Source organism: Paenibacillus sp. FSL H8-0283, from assembly GCF_045040675.1.
GTDB lineage: Bacteria > Bacillota > Bacilli > Paenibacillales > Paenibacillaceae > Paenibacillus > Paenibacillus amylolyticus.
Genome location: NZ_CP150295.1, coordinates 1,892,476 through 1,904,465 on the forward strand (window position 1 = coordinate 1,892,476; position 11,990 = coordinate 1,904,465).

Genomic DNA, 11,990 nt, shown 5'->3' on the forward strand with positions numbered 1-11,990 from the left:
AAATAAACATGCATTGAAAATAGAGGAGGAGTGGTATCGGAATGGGAACAGAAACAGGAAAAAGACACTTTATTATTACAGGCACATCCAAAGGGATCGGTTTACAACTTGCAGAGTTATTATTGGCTAAGGGGGATTACGTTTACGGTATTTCACGCGGGGGTTCGGATCTGTTGGAATCAAGCGAGGAATGGAGCGGGCGTTACCGCCATGTTCAGTATGATCTTGCCGACCTGAATGGGATCGATGATTTGATTACACGCATATTGGACCAAATACCTTCTCAGGAAGCTGAATTCATTGGACTCATTAATAATGCAGCGATGCTGGAGCCTCTAAAACCTATCGATCAATGCAGTGCGGCAGAGATAAGTCAGAGTCTTAACATCAGCCTCGCAGCACCAATGATATTAAGTTCCTCTTTTATTCAACAAACAAATCATCTGTCCGCCAGACGTAAAATTGTCAATCTCTCATCTGGTTCAGGAAGTTATCCCGCGCCTTCAATGGCAGTGTACTGTACATCGAAGGCTGGGATGAACATGTTCACCCAATGCGTATCTTTGGAGCAAACGGGCCAACAGAACCCTGTTGAGATTATTGCTTTTGATCCGGGGATGGTCGATACGGAATTGCAGGCTGTTGCACGAGGCAAAAGTGCAGAGGAGTTCGCTCTTGCAGGTATGTTCAATCAAGTATATGAAGCAGGACAATTAAGATCGCCACGAGACGTAGCGATGCAGTTGATCGAGCGGATGGACGAAAATAGTGATTCAAGCCATGTTATACACACTGTTGAGAGCTAATATGATATACGATACTTCTTTCAGCTCGTTTTCTTACGAAGTATGGATACCTTTTGATATAAGCCCAACTTCCCTGTACACTGGAATCAGCGATCGGAAGAACGATTCGTAACGGTAAAGGTGATCCTGCAACAACGGAGTCTAATTACCTTATTCAACCTTAGAAGATCAGAAACGTGGTGAAGTCTCTTGTTTAAAATTATGCTCATTGAAGACGACGAGTCGTTATTCAGTGAAATCAAGGAACGATTGTCCCAATGGTCGTATGACGTGTATGGTGTGCAGGATTTTGGAAAGGTATTGCAGGAGTACAGCGTAATTCAGCCGCAACTGGTCATTATAGATATTCAGTTACCCCAATATGACGGGTTCCATTGGTGCCGGATCATTCGTTCGCACTCCAATGTGCCGATTATCTTTTTGTCCTCACGGGATCATCCTGCGGATATGGTTATGTCCATGCATTTGGGGGCAGACGATTTTATCCAGAAGCCTTTTCATTTCGATGTATTGATTGCCAAGATCCAAGCGACTTTGCGGAGGGTGTATAACTATAATACAGAGCATATTGAACTTCGAACCTGGCGCGGTGCCACTATTGAGTATGTGAAAAATACACTGACCTGCGGGGATGAATCTGTCCTGTTGACCAAAAATGAGATGTTCATTCTTAAAGTGCTGGTCGAGCATAAAAATCAGATTGTTACCCGTGAGGATCTCATCCGGAGCTTGTGGGATCATGAGCATTTCGTGAGTGACAATACGCTGACGGTTAACGTTAATCGGTTACGGAAGAAACTTGAACCCATCGGCTTGGAGCGGTACATTGAAACCAAAGTAGGTCAGGGGTACATGGCAACGGAAGAGGCAGAAGCATGATCGGAAAGTACATACGAGAAAGGGCTAGTTGGTTATGGCTACTGGTAAGCATGCAACTTATTATTTTATTGGTGACCTACCTGGACTCGTCCATTCCATTCCAATCTGTGGTGTATATCGTAGGACTGAATGTAGTGGTATGCCTTGTTTTTATCTGGGCGAGATACCTGAAAGAGACCCGTTTCTATAAAAAGTTGAGCATCTGGGATCATACCTATGATCTGGGAGAACTTGATATCGCCGAAAGTCCATATGAGCAGCTTGTACATGAGGCCGTCAGTTCCCAGACACAGCGGTATCGTAAGGAGTCGTCACATCATTTTATCGCTCTGGAACAGGAGAAGGACGAGATGTTGTCCTGGATTCATGAGGTGAAGACCCCACTGACAGCGTTGCAACTGATGATCGAGCGCTTGCCAGATGACAAGTTACAGAGCCAAATGACATATGAATGGTTACGAATTCATCAGTTGCTGGATCAGCAGCTTCATCAGAAGCGTATTCCGTTTATGCATAATGATCTGTTCATCGAAGAGACGGAACTTGAACCAGTATTGAATAGCGAGATACGAGCGTTGAAATCGTGGTGCATTTCCAAAGGCATTGGCTTTGATGTGTCTTTAATGGTATCGCGCGTGCTCACAGACAGCAAATGGTTAGGCTTCATCCTCCGGCAGTTGTTGAGCAATGCGGTGAAATATAGCGATTCATCGGACATCCTCATTGAAAGTTGGGAACAGGATGGACACATCATACTCATGATTCAGGATCACGGGCGAGGGATTGAGACTCAAGATCTACCGCGTATATTTGATAAAGGATTTACGTCCACCCGAGGCAGAATGGATGGGGCGGCTACCGGGATGGGGCTGTATCTGGTTCGTCAGGTGGTCCAGACGCTTCATGTGAACATTCATGTAGAATCTTCTCTTGGCGAGGGCACAACCGTCACACTTACTTTTCCGCGAAAAAACGACATGGTGCATCTTGCAGGCGTGTGACAACAATGTCACATGCTTTTTGGTTTTGTTCGGTGAATCACACGATAACATTGCACATTCCGATTATGATATAGACACGAGCATTTTGCAGAAGATCTAAGAGGAGTGAGCGGGATATGTGGATACTGGAAGCCAAAAAAATTCATAAAGTCTATGGTAATAAATTAAATAAACAGGAAGTGCTGAAGGGAATTGATCTTGGGGTAAGCAAGGGAGAGTTTGTTGGTATTATGGGGCCTTCGGGTTCGGGTAAAACAACGCTGCTTAATGTACTTTCCTCCATTGATCGGGTGAGCCAGGGCACGATTGATATTGAGGGCAAGGAATTCACCGGAATGAAGGAGAAACAGCTGGCTGAGTTCCGCAAACATCATTTGGGCTTTATTTTTCAGGAATATAATCTGCTGGATACCCTTACGGTGAAGGAAAATGTATTATTACCGCTCTCGATTACGAGCATTCCAAAGCAGGAGGCACACCAGAAGTTTGAACAGATCGCACGTGAACTGGGAATCTACGAATTGAAAGACAAGTATCCATCTGAGATTTCAGGGGGTCAGAAGCAGCGGACTTCGGCAGCACGAGCATTTGTCCACGAGCCGAGTATCATTTTTGCGGATGAGCCGACAGGAGCGCTGGATTCCAAGTCCGCTTCGGATCTTCTCGGCAAGTTAAGTGATATGAACAGCGCACGAAAAGCGACTATTATTATGGTTACCCATGATCCGGTTGCCGCAAGTTATTGCAGCAGAGTGATCTTTATTCGAGACGGTCAGATCTACACCCAGTTGAATAAAGGAGACGAGTCACGGCAATCGTTCTTCAACGATATTATCAAAACCCAGGGCGTATTGGGTGGTGTGCAGCAATGAGCTTGAATTATATTATCTTCCGCAATCTCAGGAAAAATCTGAAGAATTATTATCTCTATGTATTTGCGCTTGTGTTCAGTGTGGCCTTGTATTTTTCCTTTGTGACGTTACAGTATGATCCTTCCATGGATGAGGTGGCTGCTTCAACAAAAGGTGCGGCGGCTATAGGCGCATCTTCGGTATTATTAATCTTTATTGTCGGCATTTTTTTGCTCTATGCCAATACGATCTTTATCAAGCGGCGTAGCAAAGAAATTGGATTATTTCAATTGATCGGACTGACAAAAGGCAGAATTTTTGGTATTTTGAGTGCGGAGAACAGTATCCTTTATTTTGGCTCCATGGCTATTGGTGTGTTAATTGGGTTTCTTGCGTCCAAGCTGGTATTGATGATATTGTTCAAAATTCTCGGTGTGGATGCGATTACGAAACTGTATTTCTCTCCGATGGCACTGATGCAAACGGTGATTGTCTTTACGATAATGTATTTGCTCATCATGCTGATGAACTACATCTTTATCAAGGGGCAGAGTATTCTCTCACTCTTTCGGGTGTCTGCCACTTCGGAGCAGCAGGTGCAGAAGATGTCTGTCGGACAGATGATTGTTGGCGTCTTGGGCATTGCTCTGATTGTGTATGGATACTTCATGTCTGCACGGCTGTTCAGCGGTGAGGCAATGGATATGCAGCAGTTGATGTATACGATGATCCTGATTCTCTTCTCGGTCATACTGGGGACATACCTGTTCTATAAGGGTTCGGTAAGTTTTATCTTTAATCTGATTCGCAAAAGCAAAAACGGCTACCTATCCATTCATGAGGTGTTGTCTTTATCTTCAATCATGTTCCGCATGAAATCCAACGCATTGCTGCTTACAATTATTACAACCGTGTCGGCGCTTGCTATTGGCATGCTGTCACTCAGTTACATTTCGTATTATTCCGCAGAAACTCAGGCGAAAGAAAGCTTGCCGGAGGATTTTTCATTTGCTCAGGTTGAGGTGAAAAATCGCTTTGTAACGGATTTGGAACACAAACAGATTCCATATGAAGAGAAGCATAGACAGCCCATTTATATTGAAATTGATGCTCATAAAGTGATGGATGAGTCCATGACGGAAAAGTACCTGTTCAGTAGTGTGTTGAGTGACAATATGGTAGATAACATTGATCTGCAACCAGGCGAAGCGGTCTTCATGGGATACGGAAAAGCCATTCAGCAGTTGATTTCCATTCAGGAGACAGGTCCAATTGTCTTGCATGGATTGAAGCGAACGCTAGACCAACAACTGATCGGAACCACCCAAAAGGGGGTTCTTCCTGGATACTATTCTGGGGGCACGCCTGTAGCGGTAGTAGATGAAACGGTATACCAGCAGTTGCGGCAGGATCTCGATCCCGAGCTGCAAAAATCCGAGTGGGCGGATTACTATGGTGTACGTATTCTGAATGAGGGGCAGGCTGAAGAGGCATATGCCGTATATAAGGAGCTACAGTTGGAAGCACCGAGCTTCTCCCAGATTGAGTTCAGAAATAACCAACGTAATAATATGGGCTTAATTATGTTCATTGTTGGTTTCCTTGGTTTGACGTTCTTGATTACATCGGGATGTATCCTGTACTTTAAACAAATGAACGAGAGTGAAGAGGAGAAGGACAATTATACCATTCTGCGAAAACTCGGATTTACACAAGGCAATCTGTTGCGTGGAATTCAGATCAAGCAGTTGTTTAACTTTGGTATTCCGCTTATGGTGGGGCTGAGTCATAGTTACTTTGCCGTGAAATCAGGTTGGTTTTTCTTTGGTACGGAGCTGGCGACACCTACGGTCATTGTCATGATAGTCTATACATTGTTATATTCGATCTTTGGTCTGTTGTCTGTGTGGTACTATAAACGGGTGATTAAGGAAGCTTTGTAGAATTGGGATCACGAGTATGCTGATATAGCAAAATAGGTTGAGTAAAGGGCAGCTGTATTGTTTACAGACTGCCCTTTTTCTTGCAGAAATAAATATAGCTTTATGAAAAAAAGGATGATTATGGAATTGAGTCGAAATGATGATAGAGTCCATGCTTCTGATTCATGTATAACGGTGAAACGAGGAGGAGTGGAGTAGCGTGCCTGGAGTTCTATATGCCTCGAAGAAAGAGTTAAGTGAGACGATTCGACGCACCTATGAATTGTTTGAGGGTGAGTTCAATGACATCCATAACAGCGACAAAGATAAGTGGGTTGAAGGTGTGGACAAGACGCCTGCCCAGATGATCGCCTACCAGTTAGGATGGATGAACCTGGTGATGGAGTGGGAGAGAAATGAACAGTTGGGACATGAATGTCATATGCCTGCACCAGGGTATAAATGGAACCAACTGGGGCAATTAAATGAATCATTTTACGAAAAGTATTCAGGCTATACGCTGGAGGAGTTACGCTCATTGTTTCGGGAGACAGAACAACAATGGCAGAACTGGATTGCCTCGCTGAGCGAAGAGGAATTATTTGTACAAGGGATAAGACAGTGGACGGGGACTAAGCCCGGATGGGCTATGGTGAAGTGGATCCAGATTAATTCGGTAGCTCCTTTTAAATCCTTTCGGACCCGATTACGTAAATGGAAAAAAGGTCACTTAGCCAACATGGATGAGGGGAGAATAGATGTCTAATGAATCTGGCAAATAAAATCACGTTGGCTAGAATCGCGTTGATTCCATTGTTTATGATCTGTTTTCTCAATCAGCAAAGCGTGATGATTGCACTAATTATATTTGCAGTAGCGGCAGGTACGGATAAATTGGATGGATATGTGGCGAGGAAATATAACCAAATCACGAATCTGGGAAAGTTGCTTGATCCACTGGCGGATAAACTGTTGATTGCGGTAGCGCTGGTCATGATGGTTCAGGAGAATATGATCAGTTCATGGATTGCTGTAATCATTATAGGACGTGAAATTGTCATTACTGCATTGCGAATGGTAGCCACAGAACAGGGTATTGCTCTTGCAGCGGATCGATATGGTAAGATCAAAATGGTGCTTCAGGTGGCAGCGATCATTGCCATTTTGTTGAATAATGTTCCGTTTAGTTTGTTGACTGATATCAGAGTGGATGTGGCATTACTATGGGTTGCAACAGGCGTTACTCTCTTATCCGGAATGAATTACATTATCGTAAATTATAAACTGTTGAGATAAAAGGAGTAATTAGGAGATGTCTAAAGGAAATATAATCCCAAGTACCGAGCAAGATTCAGAGTATGTTCGCGAGCAACTTATCGCATTTAATGCTGCACATGTGAGTGAGGAATTAAGGCATCGGTACGAAGAACTGAATTTCAATATCAAAAATGAGACTGGCGAGATTGTTGCAGGTGTGCTTAGTACACTTTGCTGGAACTGGCTGGAGGTTGATATTCTTTGGGTGGATTCTGAACAACGGCATCGGGGATATGGTTCACAGTTGTTACTTGAAGTTGAGCGAATTGCGCGAGAGAAATCTTGTGATTTTGTCATGTTGAACACCTTCTCCTATCAAGCACCGGAATTTTACAAGAAACATGGCTACCAATTGATCACAACGATCGAGAATGCACCGACTGGACACAGTCATTATTATTTTAAAAAAGACCTCACTTAAGACAGACAAAGCATGCGAAATAGGAAAAATCAGGAGGGTTATGATGGTTACCATTAAAGGAATCGAACTTGAAGATTTACCGGCACTAAGCCAGCTATACCATGAGTTGATGGGAATGCCTACCAATGAACAGCAGATGAAAAAGATGTTTCATTACATACAGCAGAATGGCCATTATCATGTGCTTGGGGCATTTTACAATGGCAAACTGGTTGGGTCCGTTATGGGGGTTGAGTGTATGGATCTGGTAGGGCCATGCAAACCGTTCATGGTTGTGGAGAATGTGATTGTATCGGATCAGGTACGCAGGCAGGGCATTGGGCAGAGGTTAATGCTCCAGATTGAGCGGGTTGCAAAAGATATGGGTTGTGGTTACATGATTCTGGTGTCTGGCGATCAGCGTAAGGAAGCGCATATATTTTATGAGAAGTTAGGTTTCAAGGATGAGAAGGTTCAGGGTTACCGGAAGCATCTTTAACTAAAGACGCATAAAAGAGAGAGGCAGTGGCTCTCTCTCTTTGTGATCTTACTTTACAATTACTCTTTCGAGTTAGACGAGTTGAATCTCATATATTGAGGTGGATGAACATTGTCGATCATGAGAATACCATCAAACTGCTCTTTTGGAACAAAGCTCTCTGGATATATGCCCCAGCTATAAGCAAATCGAGGTTCGAACATCCAGGCGTTCCCTGCTTCTCTTTTTTGATAACGAAGATCAAGGAAACTGTAGGGTGTATTTGTCGCAGACATGATAGCTTCAATTGAACCAGGCAACGCTGGTTCGACATTGTGAACTTCGCCTGCATTATCCGCTGTTTGTCCACTTGAAGCATATAACCCCAGAACATAGCTGATTTCTCTCAATTCCTCGGGGAAGATCTCTCCCATTAGTGGAACTGGATATGAAGAATCCATCACTTTGCTGTTTGCTTTACGTATATGATCGTTATGACCCCACACAATGAACTTTTCGTTCGGATATACTTCCGTAGCTAACCAGATCAGATTGTCATTCATGGCTTTATCCCGCCAAACAAGGGAGTCCAGAAATGCATCCATCTTCCCTTCCTCCAATTCAATCATGGAACGGATAGAAATTTCAATATACTCCTGAGCCATACGAATTCGATCTTCGAGGCTTCGTTCCAGCAACTTGGATAGTTCCGGATGATTGGGATATTCTTGTTGCAGATAGGTTTGGTTCTCTTTGGATTGCAGTGATTTTAAAATATTTTTGTAAGTTTGAATCATTTCCTGTTTCTTTGCACGGTAGGATTGAAGGTCAGCCCCGATATAAAACTCGGACAATTGTTTTTCTGTTTGTGCTAGTTGTTTGGCGAGTTTCTGATCTTTCAGCCAGTGACCATCAAGTAGGGGGGATTGCAGTTGCATGTCAAAACCCGTCAGAATTAATGGCTGTTCAGTTTGAGCACTCGTTTTGAGATAATCAAACAAGGGTAAAATTTCTTTGGACCACCAGACGCCGAAAATGGAGCTTTGCATTGTTTGCTCTGCGCTTTTTTGATTTATTATGGCGTTAGATAGTGATGTATTAGAGAGACCACTCTCAAAGGCGAGCACATTGTAGCCCATCTCTTTATGTAGAAACTGAATTAATCGGGTTTTAGCTAAGTTGAATTCTGCTACTCCGTGGGAACTTTCACCCAGAAATACGATTCGTTTATCCTGGAGCAGTGGTTTTAACATATCCAAGTCTGTAAAGCTATTACTCTCAATATCTTCATGAACAGGTGTAATACTCTTTATCCGGTAAGCATGTTCTCTGGCCCATTGTTTCCACAGTTCAATTTTTTCATCTGATGTTCTTGCTGTCTGTACTTCAGTCACATGACCCTGTATGGTCTCGATGGAAGATTGGGCATGGACTTGCCCTGTGGGAAACAACGTTGCAGTAGCCAAAATAACTGTGGTTAATGTAAGAGCGGCAACTCTTTTTCTTTTCCTTTTTCTGAAATGATACAAATAAATACCTCCTTTAATAGTGAATAAAATGAAAATGATTGAGATAAAGGCTATATATGGATTTAATTACACTATATTTAATGTTAGTACTAATGTTGTATTTTTGCAAATGTTGGGACTTATCTAGTGAATTTAGGATGATGGGAGCAGGCCATATATATATGGAATTGGCTCTCTGTAGCTGGCCTATACTCCCCATATACGGATTTCGTGTCTCAGAGTCAGAGTTCTGATAGAATGGATTAAATTAAACGAGTTAAGAAGAGTACATAGGAGGTTAACACAATCATGCGTATCGTAGATAACATTAAAGTCTGGGGGGAGCCGCTGGAGAACGCCGTAAGTCAGGCGGTGACTTGCTCGCAATATGGAGATGTATTGGGTGTGGCTCTGATGGCCGACCATCACAAAGGTTACTCGCAACCCATCGGCGGTGTTGTCGCTTATCGGAATATGATCAGCCCGTCAGGTGTCGGATATGATATTGCCTGTGGCAACAAGGCTGTGCGCACAAATCTGATGTGGGATGAGATTCGGGATCAGATTGTAACGATTATGGATGACATCAATTCGACCATTTCTTTCGGCGTGGGTCGTAACAACCCAACACCCGTGGATCATGAGCTGTTCGACGACGCGAGCTGGAAGCTGTTTGATACCATTGAACCGGGATTACAACATAAGCTGAAGACACTTGCACGCAACCAACTCGGAACCGTAGGCAGTGGCAATCATTTCGTGGATATTTTTGTAGAAGAGGCAACGGGGAAGGTGTGGATTGCAAATCATTTTGGCAGCCGCGGGTTCGGTCATAAAGTGGCGAGTGGATTCCTTAACCTTGCGGCAGGACGTCAGTTCAGTGGCAAAGCTCCTGGCGAATCGATGGATCAACCGCCTACGTTGTTTGACCTGAACAGCGAAATGGGTGATATGTATTGGGATGGAATGACTTTGGCGGGCCGATACGCCTATGCAGGACGCGACTATGTTATTGAACAGGTGCTCGGTATTCTGGGGGCAAGTGCTGAATACGCCGTACATAACCATCACAACTTTGCCTGGAAGGAACAACACATGGGTGAAGAGGTAGTTGTGGTCCGCAAAGGTGCAACGCCACTTGCACCCGGGCAACTCGGTTTTGTCGGAGGCAGTATGGGGGATATCTCGGTAATTGTGGAAGGGATCCACAGCGAGGAGAACACCGAGTCATTCCGTAGCACCGTACATGGGGCAGGGCGCACGATGAGTCGAACCCAGGCGGCTGGCAAAATGAATTACAAGCTGCGCACACGCATGGGCGGTGAGATTAGCGAAGCACAGATGCATGAGGCGATTCGTGCCTATGGTGTCGAACTGCGGGGAGCGGGCACAGACGAAAGTCCGTTTGTGTACAAGAAACTGCAAGACGTACTGAACGCACATGCGAATACGCTGAAGATCAACCATGTGTTGCGTCCCGTTGGTGTCGCCATGGCCGGAGGTAATGAATTCGATCCGTATAAGGATTAGTTAGAAAAGAGGGTGAACTTCATGAGGAATTGTGCGATATATAGCTCTCAGTTTGACCTGGATCAGCTGTTTGAATTGATTCAATCCATTTATCCTGAGGATACGATTGAACGCCGGGAAGACAAGACCCATATTCAAGTGACTCAGAAAAAATGGCTCAGTAAGAAAACCAAAGGCTTTAATATCATGACCAGCCAGACACATCCTGAGGAATTTACGACAATGATTCAGGGGATGCTTGGATTTTTGGGTCAGATTAAAGGGCGCAATGCTTCGCTCCAGGAAAAGGTATTGATCAAATGTTCCACATTGAACATGGTGGTTGGTATTGAGACGGAAGAGGATATCTCGGAAGAATTCTTCGGCGAGTTATTACGGTTGGCTGATGCGCTGGATGCTGTTATCTTCTGGGGAGGTGGATCTCTGCTGAATGCACAAGGTCAGCTATTGCTGGATGTGAATGGAGAATCTGAGGTGGAGGATTACAAGGTGACAGCGCACACCAGTTTCCTTGACGGTAACAGACCGCAGTCGGAGTCGGGCATTCAACGTAAAGCGCGGTCAGAGCAACTGTTGACTGAACAAGGCATTCCGTATAATGCGAACTTGCCCGTAAGGGCCGGAGACGAGCACACCACGATTCGGAGTAAAGAGGAAGTCGCGCGTCGTGCGGTTGCCCTATGTCTTGCCGCGCTTAAGGGTGAGTGTCTGGGAGCCGGCGAAAGTGCGGATGATACCGCAGCACTGGTTCAGGAAGTGATCGACAAGTATGAGGCTGAATCCTTTTTCTCACCCGCAGAGAAGAGGTTTATCGACCAGCACGGAGCAGAGCAGCAGGAGATTATCTCCTTCTCTTGGGGATATGAAGCGTACCACGTAATGTTGTGGGCGCTTGGTTATGTGAAGGAACTAGGTGCACCAACGGAGTTATGTAACGTAGGGAAGGATGTCGGTTATTTGCAGCAGAAGGATAGTTTTACCGACTTTCTCTCCGATGCATCTCTGCGTAACAAAAGCGAGATTCTGGATGAAGCAGATCTGATCTACCGTTATAACTGGGTGTGCGTGGATAGTCGGGTGAATGACAAAACACCTCCCGCTGGCCTGAATGGTGGAGTGGCTTATGAACGTCACCGTGCATTGAACTGGCTGATCTGTTATCTGGATCTGGCGTGGGATGATGTGCGTACAGATACGTAGAACGGGATGATGTGACGGCCTATTGTAAATAAACAATAAAAATGACACAACATACAACAATGCAAATACCCCTTTAGCCGCACAAATACGGTTAAAGG

12 protein-coding genes are annotated in these 11,990 nt (G+C 44.5%); 11 read left to right on the top strand and 1 reads right to left on the bottom strand.

Features of this window, described 5'->3' with window-relative positions:
• Window positions 1–41: 41 nt before the first annotated feature.
• The 9 genes from MHI52_RS08690 to MHI52_RS08730 all read left to right on the top strand — a co-directional run bounded on the left by MHI52_RS08690 (window position 42) and on the right by MHI52_RS08730 (window position 7,675).
• Window positions 42–806, top strand: coding sequence for an SDR family NAD(P)-dependent oxidoreductase (locus MHI52_RS08690; protein WP_036610299.1), 765 nt, complete (start codon window positions 42–44; stop codon window positions 804–806).
• A 189-nt stretch (window positions 807–995) separates the two neighbouring features.
• Complete coding sequence (locus MHI52_RS08695; RefSeq protein ID WP_036610298.1) at window positions 996–1,685, top strand: response regulator transcription factor; 690 nt, start codon at window positions 996–998, stop codon at window positions 1,683–1,685.
• A complete protein-coding gene (locus MHI52_RS08700) occupies window positions 1,682–2,686 on the top strand; it encodes a sensor histidine kinase (protein ID WP_405158871.1) in 1,005 nt (334 codons plus the stop codon). Before MHI52_RS08695 ends, MHI52_RS08700 begins: the two co-directional genes overlap by 4 nt.
• Before the next feature lie 116 nt (window positions 2,687–2,802).
• Window positions 2,803–3,558: an ABC transporter ATP-binding protein gene (locus MHI52_RS08705; RefSeq protein WP_036669625.1), complete on the top strand. Its 756-nt coding sequence runs from the start codon at window positions 2,803–2,805 to the stop codon at window positions 3,556–3,558.
• Window positions 3,555–5,480 (top strand): FtsX-like permease family protein, encoded by a 1,926-nt coding sequence (locus MHI52_RS08710; RefSeq protein ID WP_405158872.1) that lies wholly within the window; start codon window positions 3,555–3,557, stop codon window positions 5,478–5,480. The genes MHI52_RS08705 and MHI52_RS08710 overlap by 4 nt, the downstream gene beginning before the upstream one ends.
• A 199-nt stretch (window positions 5,481–5,679) precedes the next feature.
• Window positions 5,680–6,225: a ClbS/DfsB family four-helix bundle protein gene (locus MHI52_RS08715; protein ID WP_076252537.1), complete on the top strand. Its 546-nt coding sequence runs from the start codon at window positions 5,680–5,682 to the stop codon at window positions 6,223–6,225.
• Complete coding sequence (gene pgsA, locus MHI52_RS08720) at window positions 6,225–6,755, top strand: CDP-diacylglycerol--glycerol-3-phosphate 3-phosphatidyltransferase (RefSeq protein WP_036610288.1); 531 nt, start codon at window positions 6,225–6,227, stop codon at window positions 6,753–6,755. The genes MHI52_RS08715 and pgsA overlap by 1 nt, the downstream gene beginning before the upstream one ends.
• A 16-nt stretch (window positions 6,756–6,771) precedes the next feature.
• Window positions 6,772–7,197, top strand: coding sequence for a GNAT family N-acetyltransferase (locus MHI52_RS08725; protein ID WP_339286248.1), 426 nt, complete (start codon window positions 6,772–6,774; stop codon window positions 7,195–7,197).
• A gap of 40 nt (window positions 7,198–7,237) precedes the next feature.
• Entirely contained in the window at window positions 7,238–7,675 is a 438-nt protein-coding gene (locus tag MHI52_RS08730; protein WP_405158873.1) for a GNAT family N-acetyltransferase, read from the top strand.
• Window positions 7,676–7,734: 59 nt separating this feature from the next.
• Here MHI52_RS08730 and MHI52_RS08735 read toward each other — a convergent pair whose 3' ends face one another.
• Complete coding sequence (locus MHI52_RS08735; protein WP_405158874.1) at window positions 7,735–9,183, bottom strand: erythromycin esterase family protein; 1,449 nt, start codon at window positions 9,181–9,183, stop codon at window positions 7,735–7,737.
• A gap of 288 nt (window positions 9,184–9,471) precedes the next feature.
• Here MHI52_RS08735 and MHI52_RS08740 point away from each other — a divergent pair, with 288 nt between their 5' ends.
• Complete coding sequence (locus MHI52_RS08740) at window positions 9,472–10,692, top strand: RtcB family protein (RefSeq protein ID WP_405158875.1); 1,221 nt, start codon at window positions 9,472–9,474, stop codon at window positions 10,690–10,692.
• 21 nt (window positions 10,693–10,713) lie between these two features.
• Complete coding sequence (locus tag MHI52_RS08745; RefSeq protein WP_405158876.1) at window positions 10,714–11,892, top strand: DUF4272 domain-containing protein; 1,179 nt, start codon at window positions 10,714–10,716, stop codon at window positions 11,890–11,892.
• Window positions 11,893–11,990: the final 98 nt, after the last annotated feature.

Bases quoted from the DNA above. Each gene is read 5' to 3' on its own strand.
- MHI52_RS08730 (WP_405158873.1), top strand. From the start codon at position 7,238: ATGATGGTTACCATTAAAGGAATCGAACTTGAAGATTTACCGGCACTA.
- MHI52_RS08705 (WP_036669625.1), top strand. From the start codon at position 2,803: ATGTGGATACTGGAAGCCAAAAAAATTCATAAAGTCTATGGTAATAAA.
- pgsA (WP_036610288.1), top strand. From the start codon at position 6,225: ATGAATCTGGCAAATAAAATCACGTTGGCTAGAATCGCGTTGATTCCA.
- MHI52_RS08710 (WP_405158872.1), top strand. From the start codon at position 3,555: ATGAGCTTGAATTATATTATCTTCCGCAATCTCAGGAAAAATCTGAAG.
- MHI52_RS08700 (WP_405158871.1), top strand. From the start codon at position 1,682: ATGATCGGAAAGTACATACGAGAAAGGGCTAGTTGGTTATGGCTACTG.
- MHI52_RS08725 (WP_339286248.1), top strand. From the start codon at position 6,772: ATGTCTAAAGGAAATATAATCCCAAGTACCGAGCAAGATTCAGAGTAT.
- MHI52_RS08740 (WP_405158875.1), top strand. From the start codon at position 9,472: ATGCGTATCGTAGATAACATTAAAGTCTGGGGGGAGCCGCTGGAGAAC.
- MHI52_RS08690 (WP_036610299.1), top strand. From the start codon at position 42: ATGGGAACAGAAACAGGAAAAAGACACTTTATTATTACAGGCACATCC.
- MHI52_RS08745 (WP_405158876.1), top strand. From the start codon at position 10,714: ATGAGGAATTGTGCGATATATAGCTCTCAGTTTGACCTGGATCAGCTG.